This is a genomic window from Thermosynechococcus sp. GLH187, from assembly GCF_031583395.1.
Taxonomy (GTDB): Bacteria; Cyanobacteriota; Cyanobacteriia; order Thermosynechococcales; family Thermosynechococcaceae; genus Thermosynechococcus.
Genome location: NZ_CP134175.1, coordinates 1,620,800 through 1,637,210, shown reverse-complemented (window position 1 = coordinate 1,637,210; position 16,411 = coordinate 1,620,800). Strand labels below are relative to the sequence as shown.

The 16,411-nt window shown below is 55.4% G+C and carries 19 protein-coding genes and 1 other RNA gene; 10 read left to right on the top strand and 10 right to left on the bottom strand.

The window, feature by feature from the left end; translation table 11 throughout:
- The 6 genes from ald to RHI63_RS07955 form a co-directional block, all read right to left on the bottom strand.
- Complete coding sequence (ald, locus tag RHI63_RS07980; protein ID WP_206199711.1) at window positions 1–1,092, bottom strand: alanine dehydrogenase; 1,092 nt, start codon at window positions 1,090–1,092, stop codon at window positions 1–3.
- Window positions 1,093–1,099: 7 nt separating this feature from the next.
- Window positions 1,100–1,948: a prephenate dehydratase gene (gene pheA / locus RHI63_RS07975; RefSeq protein ID WP_206199710.1), complete on the bottom strand. Its 849-nt coding sequence runs from the start codon at window positions 1,946–1,948 to the stop codon at window positions 1,100–1,102.
- A gap of 69 nt (window positions 1,949–2,017) precedes the next feature.
- An RNA gene (gene rnpB / locus RHI63_RS07970) (RNase P RNA component class A) lies at window positions 2,018–2,382 on the bottom strand.
- Between the two features lie 7 nt (window positions 2,383–2,389).
- A complete protein-coding gene (locus RHI63_RS07965) occupies window positions 2,390–3,112 on the bottom strand; it encodes a DUF928 domain-containing protein (protein WP_302678000.1) in 723 nt (240 codons plus the stop codon).
- Between the two features lie 98 nt (window positions 3,113–3,210).
- On the bottom strand, window positions 3,211–3,720 hold the full coding sequence (locus tag RHI63_RS07960) for a peroxiredoxin (RefSeq protein WP_225901532.1): 510 nt from the start codon (window positions 3,718–3,720) through the stop codon (window positions 3,211–3,213).
- Entirely contained in the window at window positions 3,692–4,069 is a 378-nt protein-coding gene (locus RHI63_RS07955; RefSeq protein WP_310445776.1) for a DUF2996 domain-containing protein, read from the bottom strand. Before RHI63_RS07955 ends, RHI63_RS07960 begins: the two co-directional genes overlap by 29 nt.
- Before the next feature lie 61 nt (window positions 4,070–4,130).
- Between RHI63_RS07955 and rimI the strand changes: the two genes are divergently transcribed.
- From rimI to aroC, 6 genes are all read left to right on the top strand, one after another.
- Complete coding sequence (rimI, locus tag RHI63_RS07950; RefSeq protein WP_310742865.1) at window positions 4,131–4,673, top strand: ribosomal protein S18-alanine N-acetyltransferase; 543 nt, start codon at window positions 4,131–4,133, stop codon at window positions 4,671–4,673.
- A 99-nt stretch (window positions 4,674–4,772) separates the two neighbouring features.
- On the top strand, window positions 4,773–5,948 hold the full coding sequence (locus RHI63_RS07945; protein WP_206199707.1) for a transaldolase: 1,176 nt from the start codon (window positions 4,773–4,775) through the stop codon (window positions 5,946–5,948).
- An 80-nt stretch (window positions 5,949–6,028) separates the two neighbouring features.
- Window positions 6,029–6,472 carry a ChuX/HutX family heme-like substrate-binding protein gene (locus tag RHI63_RS07940; protein WP_310821449.1) on the top strand — a complete coding sequence of 148 codons (444 nt, stop codon included), beginning with the start codon at window positions 6,029–6,031 and terminating at the stop codon, window positions 6,470–6,472.
- A gap of 6 nt (window positions 6,473–6,478) precedes the next feature.
- Entirely contained in the window at window positions 6,479–7,417 is a 939-nt protein-coding gene (locus RHI63_RS07935) for a TIGR01777 family oxidoreductase (protein WP_310742864.1), read from the top strand.
- 11 nt (window positions 7,418–7,428) lie between these two features.
- Window positions 7,429–7,767, top strand: a complete 339-nt coding sequence (locus tag RHI63_RS07930) for an iron-sulfur cluster assembly accessory protein (RefSeq protein ID WP_302676218.1) — start codon at window positions 7,429–7,431, stop codon at window positions 7,765–7,767.
- Between the two features lie 15 nt (window positions 7,768–7,782).
- On the top strand, window positions 7,783–8,874 hold the full coding sequence (aroC, locus tag RHI63_RS07925) for a chorismate synthase (protein ID WP_302677994.1): 1,092 nt from the start codon (window positions 7,783–7,785) through the stop codon (window positions 8,872–8,874).
- On the opposite strand, the gene RHI63_RS07920 is transcribed toward aroC, so the two are convergent.
- Together RHI63_RS07920 and murI are read right to left on the bottom strand one after the other, a co-directional pair.
- The gene (locus RHI63_RS07920) at window positions 8,871–9,593 is read right to left on the bottom strand and encodes a Bax inhibitor-1 family protein (RefSeq protein ID WP_206199702.1); all 723 of its coding nucleotides are present in this window, start codon (window positions 9,591–9,593) and stop codon (window positions 8,871–8,873) included. The two genes, aroC and RHI63_RS07920, sit on opposite strands and share 4 nt — an antisense overlap.
- 77 nt (window positions 9,594–9,670) lie before the next feature.
- Window positions 9,671–10,564: a glutamate racemase gene (gene murI, locus RHI63_RS07915; RefSeq protein WP_310742863.1), complete on the bottom strand. Its 894-nt coding sequence runs from the start codon at window positions 10,562–10,564 to the stop codon at window positions 9,671–9,673.
- Between the two features lie 297 nt (window positions 10,565–10,861).
- On the opposite strand from murI, the gene alr reads away from it, so the two are divergent.
- Window positions 10,862–12,013, top strand: a complete 1,152-nt coding sequence (gene alr / locus RHI63_RS07910) for an alanine racemase (RefSeq protein ID WP_206199700.1) — start codon at window positions 10,862–10,864, stop codon at window positions 12,011–12,013.
- 7 nt (window positions 12,014–12,020) lie between these two features.
- On the opposite strand, the gene RHI63_RS07905 is transcribed toward alr, so the two are convergent.
- Entirely contained in the window at window positions 12,021–12,473 is a 453-nt protein-coding gene (locus tag RHI63_RS07905) for a nucleoside deaminase (RefSeq protein WP_310744433.1), read from the bottom strand.
- Between the two features lie 103 nt (window positions 12,474–12,576).
- Here RHI63_RS07905 and rfbB point away from each other — a divergent pair, with 103 nt between their 5' ends.
- From rfbB to rfbC, 3 genes are read left to right on the top strand one after another with little or no spacing between them, the layout of a single operon-like run.
- A complete protein-coding gene (gene rfbB, locus RHI63_RS07900; RefSeq protein ID WP_310744432.1) occupies window positions 12,577–13,656 on the top strand; it encodes a dTDP-glucose 4,6-dehydratase in 1,080 nt (359 codons plus the stop codon).
- Complete coding sequence (rfbA, locus tag RHI63_RS07895) at window positions 13,653–14,540, top strand: glucose-1-phosphate thymidylyltransferase RfbA (RefSeq protein ID WP_310821447.1); 888 nt, start codon at window positions 13,653–13,655, stop codon at window positions 14,538–14,540. Before rfbB ends, rfbA begins: the two co-directional genes overlap by 4 nt.
- Window positions 14,533–15,081: a dTDP-4-dehydrorhamnose 3,5-epimerase gene (gene rfbC / locus RHI63_RS07890; RefSeq protein WP_310744431.1), complete on the top strand. Its 549-nt coding sequence runs from the start codon at window positions 14,533–14,535 to the stop codon at window positions 15,079–15,081. The genes rfbA and rfbC overlap by 8 nt, the downstream gene beginning before the upstream one ends.
- Window positions 15,082–15,138: 57 nt before the next feature.
- On the opposite strand, the gene psbD is transcribed toward rfbC, so the two are convergent.
- A complete protein-coding gene (psbD, locus tag RHI63_RS07885; RefSeq protein ID WP_149818344.1) occupies window positions 15,139–16,197 on the bottom strand; it encodes a photosystem II D2 protein (photosystem q(a) protein) in 1,059 nt (352 codons plus the stop codon).
- Between the last annotated feature and the right edge of the window lie 214 nt (window positions 16,198–16,411).

Genomic DNA, 16,411 nt, shown 5'->3' with positions numbered 1-16,411 from the left:
CTAAAGATCAGGAAAGACAACCCGCACATCGGGATGGACTAAATGGTGCTGCTTGACCACTAGACCCTTGGCAAGGGCAGGGGAGAGTTCGAGGGCGCGATCGCCATGATCGGCGAGGCAAAGAATATAGGGCAAGGTGCTATTCGTCAGGGCTTGGGTGGCTGTCCAAGGCACAGCTCCCGGCATATTCGGCACGCCATAGTGAACCACACCAAAGGCGGTATAGGTGGGGTTGGAATGGGTCGTGGGTCGCAGCGTTTCCACACAGCCCCCTTGATCCACGGCCACATCAATGATCACAGCGCCGGGGCGCATCGTTTGCACAAGGGACTTGGGCACCAAACAGGGAGGACGCTGACCCGGCACAAGGACAGCACCAATCACTAAGTCCGCTTGGGGCAATAGCTCAGCAATGAGGTGAGAACTGCTGTAGAGGTACTCCACCCGGGCGCCAAAGAGGGTTTCTAGGTACTTGAGACGCTCGACATTAATATCGAGAATGCTCACCTGTGCCCCCAAACCCACAGCCATCCGCGCCGCCTCTGTGCCGACGACACCGCCCCCTAAAATGACAACCCGCCCCGGCCGCACCCCCGGAATGCCACTGAGGAGCACTCCCCGCCCCCCTTGGGTACGCTCTAGGAAGCGGGCACCAAACTGCACTGCCAAGCGACCGGCAATCATGCTCATGGGGGTTAGCAGTGGGAAGCTGCGTTGGTGATGATGCGTTTCTTCAACACTTTCATAGGCGATCGCGGTAATCCCCGATTCCAACAGAGCCACCGTCAGCTCCCGACTAGCGGCAAGGTGCAAGTAGGTAAAGAGCAGTTGGCCAGAACGCAAATAGCGATACTCCGAGGGCAAGGGTTCCTTGACTTTGACCACCAGTTGGGCATCCCACGCCGCTTGGGCCGTGGCCACAATTTGGGCCCCTGCGGCAACATAGGCCTCATCGAGAAAGCCTGAACCCACCCCCGCGCCACTTTCAATGAGAACCTCATGGCCGCGCTCCCGCAGACTTTGCACCCCTGCTGGCGTCAGACCGACGCGGAATTCTTGATCCTTCATTTCTTTGGGGACACCGATACGCATGGCCAATCTATTCTCCGAGGTCTAGAAATTGATAACTACCAAAGACCTTCAACACATCTGTAGCGTCCTTAAGCGCCAGCAGACAATCAGCCACCACATCAGGGCGACCATTCACCTCTAAGTCAACAAAGAAGAGATAATCCCCCAAAGCACGTTTGCTGGGGCGCGATTCAATGCGGCTGAGGTTAATCTGGCGATCGCTAAAGAGTTGCAGCACCTTGAGCAGGGCACCGGGGGCATTGGCCTTCAGGCTAAAGGCAATGGAAGTGTGGGTATCCCCCGGCTGGGGCCAGCCGTCCCCCTGTTGGCGACTCACCACCCAAAACCGCGTGCAATTGTCGGGAATATCCTGAATTTCGGTGGCGACAATGGGTAGTTGATGGAGTTGGGCGGCTCGTACGGAGGCGATCGCCGCCACCCGATCGGATTGAGCCACGTATTGCAGCCCTTCGGCGGTGGAGGTCACCGGACATTGGCGAGCATGGGAAAGATGGGCTTGTAACCAGCGCTGGCACTGCCCGAGAGCTTGGGGATGGGAATAGACCGCTTGAATTTGGGCGAAATCTGTGGTTTGGGCAATGAAGGCATGGACAATGGGGCGGATAAAGGCGTACTGAATGTGCAGCGTATCCAGTCGCCATAGTGAATCAAGGGTAATGTTGACACTGCCCTCAACGGAATTTTCACTGGGGACTAGCGCCAAATCCAACTCGCCGGCGGCCAACGCCTCCAAACAGCCAGCGATCGTCGTCAAAGGAATCAGCGTCAGGGGTTCTCCCTGTTGCCATTGGGCGTAGCTTTGAGCGGCTTCTTCACTGTAGGTGCCCACTGGGCCAAGATAACCCAGCTTCACCATAGAAGATCCAGACAAGGGGGGCAAAGACTCAAGGACACATCCTCACAAGGGATTTGCAAAAGGGTCTAATGAATGAGTTAGACGTAAGCCGGGTTCTGTTCAAAGGGTGGTTATCTATCTGGGACACTTGTTACCAAGTGCCTCTAGCGGCTCTGGCTAGCAAAGAACTGGGGAAAAGACCAACCCTGGTTCCTTAGCGCTAGCACACCTTGCTTCCAGCCGGGGTTTACCGAGCCAACACCTCTCGATGTTGCTGGTGCGCTCTTACCGCACCGTTGCACCCTTGCCTGTGAGGTTTCCCTCCATCGGCGGTATATTTCTGTGGCACTATCCTCGCGGTCACCCGCACTGGGCGTTACCCAGCAAGCTTGGTCTTTCGGAAGCCCGGACTTTCCTCAGGAGTGAGAGACTCCCGCAACCACCGCGCTAACTCATTCAGTTTTATTGTACTAGGGGCGCTTGGGCAATACTCCCTAGACCAACGGCAGATAATACGGCGACCCATTCACTGCGGGCTAGGTTCCGTGTGGCTTCATTTCCTTGCAGCTCGGCCAAAATCGCCAAGGTTTCGTACCAAAGACCCGCATCAACTGCTGCCCCAAGACGATCCCCCCCACTCTTGCCCTGAAGTTGCTTTGCCAAATCCGTGGCCGGCTGCACCCGCGAAATCACGCCACTGACAGAGATAAAGGCGGAGGGATCATCGGCATCAGCACCACACAGTAGGGTAAAGGTCCAGCGGTAGTCTTGGCCGGGTTGGAGTTGCACATTGGGCTTCAGTGCCAGAATCCCCGGTTCAGCGGGTAGATCCACCACCATTGTTGCTAGGGGACGATGCTCAGCATCAGCAATCACCACTTCCCCCTGCGTGGCTTTGCTCTTGGGCACAAAAACAAAGAGGGTTGGTGTCGCCACAGCCGTTTGGCCAAGGTGGGTATCAGGGAGTAAGGCGGTTAAACGTTCACTGCCGCTAACACAGGCTCCACGGGTTGCCCCCCCAAAGCGACTACCGGGAACACCACGGTTCGGCAGATTCGCCCGCAGTCGCGCCACAAGACTGGAAGGCTGGCTCACCACAGGGGTCGTTCCCTGAGCAAGGCTGAGAGAACCAAGGGACAACAGAAAGAGGGTCACCGCAGGTACAAGGGCAAGGTAGGAACGCATGGCCAAACTCCTAAGAAGAATAGCTCTACCCTAGCCCTAGGGAGTTGGCCTTGGCAGTGAACTCGCTTACCGTTGGGGTGTGATTGCGATCGCTTGCTCTAGGCAGTGGCACTGGCCAACTGACGCAAAATCTTGAGCGCCTCATCTACGTGGGCTTTGAAGTTGAGCATAGAGTCAAAAACGTAGCGCACCACACCCTCTTGATCAATGACATAGGTGACCCGCCCCGGAAAGAGACCAAAGAGCGAAGAGGCACCATACTGCTGGCGAACCTTGTTGCCGGGATCACTGAGGACGAGAAAGGGGAGTTGGTGATTTTTCTGGAAGCCCTGCTGCCGCTCCACGGGGTCGCCACTAATGCCAATCACTTCAGCGCCCAGTTCTTGGAAAACACTGTAGGCATCGCGAAAGGCACAGGCTTGAATCGTGCAGCCGGGGGTTTCTGAGGCGGGGTAAAAGTAGAGGACAACGTTCTTTTTGCCACGAAAGTCGGAGAGCTTCACCTTGCGGCCATCGGCAGCCGTGAGTTCAAAATCAGGGGCGCGATCGCCCACTTGAATTGCTGTGGCCATACTCTCGCTAATTGCCTCCCAACCACTTTTGGCCATTCAGGCGCTGCATCACCCCAAAGACCAGTAGATCAAGCGTTACTTTACGCTCATCCCCCAAAAATGGCTCAATGGTGCTGGGGGCAATGCCACCGCTGCTACAGACAAAAGCCTTCGGCCCTTGGATATCCCCCTCTAGGAAGTAGAGGCGAAACTGATACATTCCCTTGCCCCACTCACCCATCACGGTATTCTCCTCTAGGCGCAGACTCACATCCCCCACTTTGGCGCTGAGGGCGTTCTGGAGAGCAGGCAAAAAAGCCTCATTAATAAACTCAGCAAAGGGTTTATCCTCAATAGCGGGGGGCTTTTCTTTTTTGGGGGCTTGGGTGGGCGTCTCTTCTGCCATAGCGCTGCTATAGGGTACCATTTCCTCTGCATGATAGCACTCTCCCTTGCAGGCAACGGCCATGGGGCAATTAGAATTACGACGCCCAACGATTAAGGATTTAGATAGCATCGTTCAACTGGATCAGGTGTGTCTGGGGGGCTTTTGGTCGCACCAAGGCTATGCCCGTGAGTTGGAGAATCCGCAACATACGCTGCTGGTGGTGGCCACCCTTGATGGGGTGTGGGGCTGTGGCGTGAGCTGGGGGATTGCCGATGAATTGCACCTGGTGCTGTTGATGGTGCATCCGCAGTACCGGCGGCAGGGGTTAGCAGGGTTACTCCTATGTCGGCTCTTGCAACTGGGGCATCAAGGGGGCGATCGCCAGTGGGCAACGTTGGAAGTACGCGCCAGCAATGCAGCCGCCCAACAACTCTATCAGCGCTTTGGCTTTGAACTGGTCGGACGGCGTCCCCACTACTACGAGAACCCCCCAGAGGATGCCCTGATTCTTTGGCGCAATCACCTCAATACTCCCGAAATGGGGCAGGAACTTGAGCGGCACTGGCAGCACTGGCGATCGCGGGTTGAGGCGCAAGGTTGGTCGCTCATCGATGACACCTAGAGAGCCGAGGGGTGACATATTGCGCTTTGTTACGGCGCTTTCCCCGACCCTTGGGCTGGCGAACGATAATGAAAGGGACACGTTTGGGAGACTTGTCCCATGAACTTGCTGGAACAGTTGCGACAAATGACAGTTGTGGTCGCCGATACGGGAGACATCCTCGCCATCGAAAAATTCACCCCCCGTGATGCCACCACCAATCCCTCGTTGATTACGGCTGCTGCCCAAATGAAGGAGTACCAGCCCATTGTGGATGAAACCCTGCGCAAAGCCAAAGCTGATTTGGGGTCTGGTGCTACTCCCCGTGAGATTGTCTCCCTTGCTGTGGATCGCTTGGCGGTGGCCTTTGGCTTGAAAATTTTGCAAATTATCCCCGGTCGGGTCTCAACGGAAGTAGATGCGCGGCTCTCCTACGATACAGAAGCTACAGTGCAAAAGGCGCGGGAGTTGATTGGCCAATACGAAGCCGCAGGCGTGGGGCGCGATCGCGTGCTGATTAAAATTGCCTCGACTTGGGAAGGCATTCGTGCAGCCGAAATTCTCGAAAAAGAGGGCATTCACTGCAATTTAACCCTGCTGTTTGGCTTCCATCAGGCGATCGCCTGCGCTGAGGCGGGTGTGACATTGATTTCCCCCTTTGTTGGGCGCATTCTTGACTGGTACAAGAAAAAAACAGGTCGTGCCGAGTATCCGGGGCCTGAGGATCCAGGGGTGATTTCCGTCACCAAAATCTACAACTACTACAAGAAATTCGGCTACCCCACGGAAGTGATGGGCGCCAGCTTCCGCAACATTGGCGAAATTATTGAACTGGCGGGTTGTGATCTGCTGACGATTTCACCGGCACTGCTACAGGAGCTGCAAAACACCAGTGGCGAGCTAAAACGCAAACTGGATCCGGCGATCGCTGCCACCCTTGACATTGAAAAAGTCGCTATGGATGAAGCCACCTTCCGCAAGATGCACGCGGCTGATGAGATGGCCAGTGAAAAACTGGATGAGGGCATTAAGGGCTTCACCAAGGCACTGGAGACCCTTGAGGATCTCTTGACGCAGCGACTGACCCGCCTTGAAGGGGCGGAAACCCTCACCCATGCAGCAGAAGAACTCTTCCATGTCTATGACCTCGATGGCGATGGCATTATTACCCGCGAAGAGTGGCTGGGAACGGATGCAGTGTTTGATGCCCTCGATGCCAACCACGATGGTAAGGTGACCCCGGAGGACATGGGAGCAGGCTTGGGGGTGGTGCTGCACTTGGCCAAGGCCAAATAACAAAGACCAACTTGGCAGTCTTGCATCAGCATCCTCTGTGCGTCACAGTGGAAGAAGCGTTCATAGCTGATGCACCAACGATGTCTGATACTTCTCCCTCCTTTCAGCAATTTCTCAGGGATTGTGAGCAATTGGGGCTACTGCGCCTTGTGGTTACAAACGAAACTGCCGTTCTGGAGGTGCGATCGCCCCTCACCAAGGTTTTCTATGCTGAACTGCCCAAGGGGCGCTATGCCAATATGCACACGGAGGACTTTGAGTTTCACTTGAATATGGATCAGGTGGCCAAAATTCGCTTTGAGGAAGGGCAAGCCAAGCGGGGCAACTTTCCTACCTACGCCATTCGCTTTCTCGATGCCAATGAGAAATCCGTCCTCAGTGCCTTTTTGCAGTGGGGTAAGCCCGGTGAATACGCCGCAGGTCAAGTGGCAGCTTGGCACACCCTGCGGGAACGCTACGGTACAGAGTGGCAACCCGTGGTGGCCGCCCTTCAGGCAAAAGCGTCCAGCGCAACCCATGGATAGGGATCTATGAGAGTCGTTGTAACCGGTGCTACTGGATTTGTCGGGCAGCAGGTCGTCAGCGCCCTCAGCGATCGCGGCGATCACGTGGTTGCCTTAGTACGCTCCCCGGCGAAAGCCGCCAAACAATTCGCTGGCATGACCCATGTTGAATGGGTGGGCTATACCCCCAAAGCCGCTGGGGACTGGTTTGCTGCCCTTGAGGGGGCGGATGCAGTAATTAACTTGGCAGGAGAACCCCTTGCCAATGGTCGCTGGACAGCGCAGCGCAAACAGGAGATCTACGATAGCCGGGTTGTCGGCACACAGCAGTTGGTGCGGGCGATCGCCCAATGTCAACAGCGCCCGCGGGTATTGGTCTCGACCTCTGCCATTGGCTACTACGGCACTAGCGATACAGAAACGTTTGTCGAAACCCATGCAGCGGGAAATGATTTTCTGGCCAAGGTCTGTGTGGACTGGGAAGCGGCTGCCCAAGAGGTAACGGATTTAGGGGTGCGGTTCGTAATTCTGCGTTTTGGCATTGTCCTCGGCGAGCAGGGGGCACTGGCCAAGCTCCTATTGCCCTTTCAGTTATATCTAGGGGGGCCCCTTGGGTCGGGTCAGCAGTGGTTTTCGTGGATCCATCAGCAGGACTTAGTGCGCCTGATTCTGGCCGCAGTGGATCAAGCGGGAATGCAGGGGGTTTACAATGCCACCGCCCCAGAGCCACTGACGATGGCGGACTTTTGCCGGGTATTAGGAGAGGTGATGCAGCGCCCCTCTTGGTTGCCTGTGCCTGCCCCAGTTCTCCAATTGCTGCTGGGGGAAGGTGCCGATGTGGTGCTCAAGGGGCAGCGGGTCTTGCCGGAGCGGACGCTGGCTACGGGATTTCAATTTGACTACCCCAACGCCAAGGCAGCTCTCACCAACCTCCTCAAACCACGATATACTGATGGTTCCCGCTAGTTTGGTGCAAGATGGTGGAATTGACCCCCGCAGCCATTCAAGAGTTGGAACGTCTCCAAGCCCATGGCGTCAGTCGAGGTCGGGCCGCGATTCTACGGATTCAGGTGCAACCTAGTGCCTGCGGTGACTGGCGCTACGATCTTGCCCTTGTGACCGAACCCGAGCCGACGGATGTGCTCACCCAGTCCCAAGGCTGGACAATCGCGATCGCGGCGGAAGCGGCTGAGATGTTGCGGGGGTTGCGGGTGGATTACATCGAAGACTTAATGGGGGGCGCTTTTCGCTTCCACAATCCCAATGCCAGTCAAACCTGTGGCTGTGGCATGGCCTTTCGGGTGAGCGGATCGTAGGTTTCAGAAATCACTATGGGCAATACGTTTGGGCATCTCTTTCGCGTCACCACCTTTGGTGAATCCCATGGGGGCGGTGTGGGGGTGGTTGTGGATGGCTGCCCTCCCCGATTGGAACTGTCAGAAGCGGATATTCAAAAGGAACTGGATCGCCGCCGCCCCGGCCAAAGTCGGCTCACGACCCCTCGCCAAGAGAGCGATCGCTGTGAAATTCTCTCCGGGGTCTTTGAGGGCAAAACCCTCGGCACGCCCATTGCGATTCTGGTGCGCAACAAGGACACTCGCCCCGAAGATTATGCCGAAATGGCACAGGTCTATCGTCCCTCCCATGCAGATGCTACCTATGACGGCAAATACGGGATTCGCAACTGGCAAGGGGGGGGCCGTGCCTCGGCACGGGAAACCATTGGGCGTGTGGCCGCGGGGGCGATCGCCCGCAAAATTCTGGCTCAAGTCGCGGGTACCGAAATCATTGCCTACGTCAAGCGGGTCAAGGACATTGAAGCCGTTGTTGATCCTGATACCGTGGCAGCGGCTGCCGTTGAGGCGAATATCATGCGCTGTCCCGATGCCACCACCGCAGAAAAGATGATTGCCCTTGTGGATGAGGTGCGGCGGCAAGCCAACTCCATTGGCGGTGTCATTGAGTGCGTGGTTCGCAATGTGCCTGTCGGCCTAGGCTCCCCCGTCTTTGACAAACTAGAAGCAGATCTTGCCAAGGGGGTGATGTCGCTGCCCGCCAGTAAGGGCTTTGAAATTGGTTCTGGCTTTGCCGGTACCCTGCTCACGGGTCAAGAGCACAATGACGAGTTTTATACCGATGAACAGGGAAGAATTCGCACCCGCACCAATCGCTCTGGGGGGGTTCAGGGGGGCATCTCCAATGGCGAAAACATTATTTTGCGGGTAGCTTTTAAGCCCACCGCCACCATTGGTCAAGCCCAGAAAACCGTGAACCAAGCGGGTGAAGAAACCATGCTAGCGGCAAAAGGGCGGCATGATCCCTGTGTGTTACCGCGAGCGGTGCCGATGGTCGAGGCAATGGTAGCTCTTGTTCTCTGTGACCATCTGCTCCGGGATCATGCCCAGTGTCATCTGCTGTTTTAGCGACTGCGATTGAGGGCAATCAGTAACCGCAGGATAAAGATAAACAGGTTGATGTAGGTCAGGTACATCGAAAGGGCAGCAGAGAGGTACTGATCATCGCGGTAGGTACGGGGCAGCACAAAGAAGTCCACCACCGCAGCCCCCACAAAGAGCACGACACCAATGCCAGAAATCGCAATTTCCAGAAACGTGGGTGTAAAGACACCAAAGAAGCTGAAGACTAACTGGAGAACGAGCACCACCAGCAGGGCAATAATCCCCAGTTGTACCGTTTTGGCAAGGGCAAAGCCATCGCGTTCCGACAGATTGGAACCAATGGGACTAGCGGCCATAAACGTGATGCCACAGCCGCCAGCGGCAATGATGATCCCCATAATGCCTACGGTGCTGAGGGCAAGGGCAATCAATCCAGAGAGCGTATAACCCGACAGCAAACTGTAGGTGGCCAACAGGGGTAGGGCTAGCCCATTATTCCCTTTGCGAGCGGCTCCCTGTGCCACAAAAAAGAGGACAAGTTCAGCAATAATGGCAACAATGAATGTGGGCATGAACAGTTGAGGTGCGGCGCTGATGACGCCGAGGCCACCCCAGCTACCCACCGCCGTCAGGACGAGGCCACCACCGACAAAGGGCAGGGCATTGCGAATCACATTAGGCCCTACAATCGCGCTACTACGCGCCTCGCGAATCGCCTCTTGAAAATTACTGGTACTACTCACGGGAATCCTCCAAGGGTGGTGAATAGACAACACAGCCAGATGGCATAGTTCTATTGTGCCAAAATTCCCAAGGGCACCTAGCTGGCAACAACCACGGAGACCTCTGGTGGCGGGGCGGTTATCTCTAATGGCGGATAGAATTGGGTCAAGACACTCAAGGATAGATGCTCCACCGTTGGGTAGTATCCCAGCCATCGACTGGCTAACTGGGCAAATTGTTCGGGTATCCCACTGACATAAAAGTGCACTTGGCCTTGGGGGCAAGGAGTCGCTAAATTCATGGCCTCTAGTTTGCGCACTGTTGCACGGGCAACGGCATGGGCAGGATCAAGGTGATGAACCGTTGCGGGCAAATACTGCTCAATCACAGGGCGCAGGTGGGGGTAATGGGTGCAACCATAAATGAGGGTATCGGGGTCAAATTGAACTAGGGGGTTTAGGGTCTGACAAACAATGCGGTGGACGCGATCGCCCTCTAGGCAATTGCTTTCCACAAGGGGGACAAACTCAGGGCAAGCCACTTGAGCGATCGCCACTGTGGGTGAGAGTTCCTGAAGTGCCCGTGCATAGGCACCGCTTTTAACCGTTGCGGGGGTAGCAATGACACCAATGCGCTTTCCCAGCGTGACCGCCATCTTGGCAGCGGGGACAATCAAGCCAAGGATCGGAAAGGGAAACTCACTGCGAACCTGTGCCAAGGCAAGGGCTGAACTGGTGTTGCAGGCCATCACCGCCATCTTGACGCCTTGGGAATGCATCCACGCCAAAATCTCCCGCACATATTGCAGGATTTCACTGCGGCGGCGAGTTCCATAGGGCAACCGTGCTGTATCCCCAAAGTAGAGAAACGATTCTTGGGGTAAAAGGCGTTGGAGTGCCTGTAAAACCGTTAAGCCGCCCACCCCACTGTCAAACACGCCAATCGCTCCCAGAGGATTTAGCCCTAGGGATGTCTTGTGCCAGTTGTCCACTCGAACCTCGACCTCACACCAACAAAAATGACATTGCCCCGTTCAGCAAGAGGGCAACCACAGCCAATCTACTGCCCTTTTTACGGAGATGGGACACGCTCAAAACCGCGAGATCTCCTTGATGGACTCTAGGTCATAGAAAAGGGCTGTAGTGCCACTCTAGCAGGTTTTGCTAAGAAGCGAATGATTGACGCTAAGACTGAACATCGGGTGCTATACATTGAATCACAGAGCACCCGTGGCTGTAGGGTTGGTCACCCCCTGTGGGGAAGTTATGGTGTGAGGATAGGAAAAACAATGCTCAGTCAGGAACAGCTCACCAGTTCCCAGGAGTGTGAGCGCGCATGGATTGAAATTGATTTGGCGGCCTTGGCAGCGAATACCCAACATCTTCGCCAATGGCTGGCACCAACAACGGAACTTTTAGCCGTGGTGAAAGCAGATGCCTATGGTCATGGTGCCCTCACGGTGGCACAGACGGTTTTAGCCCACGGTGCAACTTGGCTAGGGGTGGCAACAATCCCCGAAGGGATTGCCCTACGGCAGGCGGGGATTACAGCGCCAATTTTGGTCTTGGGATCCGTCAATTTGCCCGTGCAGGTGCAGATGATGGCCGAGTGGCAGCTTCAGCCCACCCTCTCTACACCCAAGCAAGCCTTGATTTTCTCTGACTACGCTGATCACCGGCGGGAACCTCTTGATGTCCATTTGATGATTGATACAGGCATGTCCCGCTTGGGCTGTCCGTGGCAGAATGCAGTCGAATTTGTGCAGTTTGTGCAGCGGTTACCCCACCTGCGCATCCAAGGAATCTATTCTCACTTTGCCAGTGCCGATGACACCGATCCCAGTTTGATGTGGCAGCAGCAGGCCTATTTTGAACAGGTGTGGGAACAGATTTCGGCCCTAGGTTTAGGGGCTGTGCGCCGTCACATGGCGAATTCGGCAGCCACCTTGGCCAACCGCAGTAGTCACTATGACATGGTGCGCGTTGGTTTGAGTCTCTACGGCGTGTATCCGGCGCCCCATTTACGGGGGGTGGTGCCGCTGCGACCAGTGATGCAAGTGCGATCGCGCATTACCCTGTTGAAGGAGATTCCCGCCCATACGGGCATTAGCTATGGCCACCAATTCATTGCCCCCAAGCCGATGAAAATTGCCGTTGTGGGCATTGGCTACGCTGATGGGGTGCCCCGCCTTCTTTCCAACAAGCTCGAAGTCTTGGTTCAGGGAAAACGGGTGCGCCAAGTGGGGGCTATTACGATGGATCAACTGATGATTGATGTCAGTGACATTGATGGCCTTCAGGAGGGGGATGTGGTGACCCTTCTTGGCGAAGATGGCGGGGACTGCCTAACCGTAGAAACTTGGGCGGACACCCTAGGCACAATTACTTGGGAAATTCTCTGTGGCTTCAAGAACCGCTTGCCGCGTATTCCCGTATCCTAAAATTTCGCTACTCTCCTTCAGAGGTGAGTTCGCCAATGTCCTCAAACCAAAGCTGGGGATGCTGCGTAATAAAGTCCCGCATTAACTGCTGGCATCGCTCCAAGTTCAGGTCAATCACCTCAACGCCGTGGGCTGCCATGAACTCCCGCGCCCCCGGAAAGGTCTGGGATTCACCCGCAATCACTTTTTTGATGCCAAGCTGCACCACAGCACCCGCACAGAGATAGCAGGGCATTAGGGTTGAGTACAGCACCGTATCCTCATAGCGACCGATGCGACCGGCATTGGCCAGACAGTCAATCTCCGCATGCAGAATCGGACTACCCCGCTGCACCCGTTGGTTGTGGCCGCGACCAATGATTTGGCCATTGCGCACCAAGACCGAGCCAATCGGAATGCCACCTTCTCTGAGTCCTTGTTCTGCTTCGGCGATCGCCGCCGCCGCCATAAATTCATCCATGATTGTCCGCCTGAGCAAATGTTCATTCCTAGTAAACGTCTTTTTCTGAACGGGTGTCTAGTCTTGGTATGATGCAAGCCAGAATCTGGTGGTATCAGTGTCCATGATCAAGTTTTTGGTAACGGGTGGGGGTGGTTTTATTGGCGCCAACTTTGTGCGCTTAGCCCTTACGGAAGGCTGGGGGGCGGTACTCAACCTCGATAAAGTGACCTATGCCTGTCACCCCGGCACTTTGGCCATGCTCGAGCAATTGCCCAATTATCAATTTGTCAAGGGGGATGTGGGCGATCGCCCCCTTGTCCAAGAGCTATTGCAAACCTTTCAGCCCGATGCCGTGATTCACTTTGCCGCCGAAAGCCATGTGGATCGCTCCATCAATAGCCCCCAGGACTTTATCCAAACCAATGTCGTGGGGACCGCCAATCTCCTAGAAGAGGTCAAAACCTACTGGCAACAGTTACCCACTGGAGCACAGGAGCAGTTCCGCTTCATTCATATTTCCACCGATGAAGTCTATGGCAGCCTTGGCCCTGAGGATCCGCCCTTTCGTGAAGACAGCCCCTATGCCCCCAACAGCCCCTATGCCGCCTCAAAGGCTGCCTCGGATCACTTGGTGCGAGCTTACCACCACACCTACGGTCTGCCCACCCTGACAACGAATTGCTCCAACAACTATGGTCCCTACCAGTTTCCCGAAAAGCTGATTCCGCTGGTGATCTGCCAAGCCCTAGCGGGGCAACCGCTGCCGATATATGGCGATGGTCAAAATGTGCGGGATTGGCTCTACGTTGAAGATCACTGCCGTGCGGTCTATACCGTTTGGCAAAAGGGTCAGGTGGGGGAAACCTACAACATTGGTGGCAACTGCGAAAAGCCGAACCTTGAGGTCGTGCACACCCTCTGCGATCTGCTGCAAACCCTTGTGCCTCGCGCTGATTTGAATTACCGCAGCTTGATTACCTTTGTCAGCGATCGCCCCGGTCACGATCGCCGCTACGCCATTGACGCCTGTAAAATTCAGCGGGAACTGGGGTGGCAGCCCCAAGAAACGTTTGGCAGTGGCCTTGAAAAAACCGTGCAGTGGTATCTTGCCCATCAAGACTGGGTGGAAGCAGCGCGCACCGCCGACTACAGTGCTTGGCTGGCAACCCACTATGGCAGCGTTCTTAGTCATTGCCCATGAAAGGAATTATTTTGGCTGGTGGCTCTGGAACCCGCCTCTATCCCCTGACACAGGTGCTCAGTAAACAACTGATGCCCATTTATGACAAGCCAATGATTTACTATCCCCTCTCAATTCTGATGCTGGCGGGGATTCGGGAGATCCTCATTATTTCTACCCCAGAGCACCTCTATCTTTTTGAAAAGCTTCTAGGGGATGGTCATCAGTGGGGCTTGTCCCTCAGCTATTGTGTGCAGCCTCAGCCCAATGGTCTCGCGGAAGCTTTTATCCTAGGGCGGGAGTTTTTACAAGGAGAACCCGTCTGCCTCACCCTTGGGGATAATCTACTCTACGGCCATGATTTACCCCAAAAATTGCAACAGGGGGCGCAATTGACGGAAGGGGCAATGATTTTTGGCTATCGGGTGGCCAATCCGCAGCAGTACGGTGTGATTGAGTTTGATGCCAGCGGTCGCGTCCTCGGCATTGAGGAAAAGCCAGCGGTGCCCAAGTCCAACTATGCGGTGCCCGGCATCTATTTCTATGACCATCAAGTGTGCGATCTGGCAGCCCAGCTTCAACCATCGGCGCGGGGGGAACTGGAAATCACCGATCTCAACCGCCTCTACCTTGAAAAGGGACAACTGCGGGTGGAATTGCTGGGACGCGGCTATGCGTGGCTGGATACGGGTACCCATGATCTGCTGCAACAGGCCAGCAGCTTTATTTGCACACTGGAGGAACGGCAGGGGGTGAAAATTGCCTGCTTAGAGGAAATTGCTCTGCATCAGGGCTACATTACCCCAGAGCAACTTTATGAACTCGCCCAACCCCTGCGCAAAAGTAGCTACGGTCAATATCTCTTGCAGGTGTGGGCAGAAGTCACTGGAGGCAGTCATGCTTAAGGTACAACCGCTAGCGATCGCTGACGTTCTGCTCTTGGAACCCCGTGTCTTTCGCGATCAGCGGGGCTTTTTCCTAGAAAGCTTTAATCAGCGGGCTTTTATGGCCGCTACAGGCTTAGAGGTGACCTTTGTCCAAGACAATCACTCTGCCTCACAACAGGGCGTGCTACGGGGATTACACTACCAGCACCAACAGCCCCAAGGCAAACTCATTCGCGTGATCGAGGGGGAAATTTTCGATGTCGCAGTCGATTTGCGGCGCTCTTCGCCCACCTGTGGCCAATGGGTGGGGACTTGGCTGAGTGCGCAGACCTTCCAGCAACTGTGGATTCCCCCTGGCTTTGCCCATGGTTTCTGGGTGCAATCAGCCACTGCCCAAGTGCTCTACAAAACAACGGACTACTACAATCCGGGGGATGAATATACGCTGCTGTGGAATGATCCAACCGTCGGCATTCAATGGCCGATCGACAGCGAACCCCTCCTTTCTGCCAAGGATCAGCAGGGCAAGTCGTTCAACGAACTTCCCCTATTTGCTTGAGATAAAAAATCCCTCCCCAATTGGAGAGGGACACTTAGACGAGGATACGATTAGGCTCTACAGAGCGTTACCACGGGGGAGTACCTCTTCTGGGAAGACAAAGTTTTCATGGGGTTGGTCTTGGGGCGCCATCCAAGCGCGAATGCCCTCGTTCAAGAGCAGGTTCTTCGTGTAGAAGGTCTCAAACTCAGGGTCTTCCGCTGCCCGAATCTCCTGCGAAATAAAGTCGTAAGACCGCAGGTTCAACGCCAGACCCACCACGCCAATCGCACTCATCCACAGCCCCGTCACGGGCACAAACAACATGAAAAAGTGCAACCAGCGCTTGTTCGAGAAGGCAATGCCAAAAATTTGGCTCCAGAACCGGTTGGCCGTCACCATCGAGTAGGTCTCTTCCGATTGGGTGGGGCTAAAGGCACGGAAAGTGCTGGCGCCTTCGCCATCTTGGAAGAGGGTGTTCTCCACTGTGGCACCGTGGATGGCACACAACAGGGCACCGCCGAGCACACCGGCCACCCCCATCATGTGGAAGGGGTTCAAAGTCCAGTTGTGGAACCCTTGGAAGAACAGCAGGAAGCGGAAGATGGCAGCCACGCCAAAGCTGGGGGCAAAGAACCAACTGGATTGCCCCAAGGGATAGATCAAAAAGACGCTGACAAAGACGGCAATGGGGGCACTGAAGGCAATGGCGTTGTAGGGACGGATGCCCACCAAGCGAGCAATTTCAAATTGCCGCAGCATGAAGCCAATGAGGCCAAAGGCGCCGTGGAGGGCGATAAAGGTCCACAGACCGCCCAGTTGGCACCAGCGGGTGAAGTCCCCTTGGGCTTCGGGACCCCAGAGGAGCAGGAGGGAGTGCCCCATGCTGTTGGCGGGGGTGGAAACGGCAACGGTGAGGAAGTTGCAGCCTTCGAGGTAGCTGGAGGCGAGGCCGTGGGTGTACCAAGAGGTCACAAAGGTGGTACCGGTCAGCCAGCCCCCGAGGGCAAGGTAGGCGCAGGGAAACAGCAGGATGCCTGACCAGCCGACAAAGACAAATCTGTCACGCTTGAGCCAGTCGTCGAGGATGTCAAACCATCCCCGCTCTGCTGGCGCTCGTCCAATTGCGATCGTCATAAAACTCAACTCCGAAAGGAAGTGATAAAGGCAGATTCGTGAGGTAGCTCAATGGGACGATAAGAGCCAAGTTTACGAATCTTAATAACGACTCTAATCTAGCAAAGGCGTTTTGTGGTTTTCAACAAGGCATACCTCGTCGAGGAACTGTGTATCTAGGGTATAGCCCTTTTCCAAACCATGGCAGAACATAGCGAGCTGTCGTCCCTCCTAG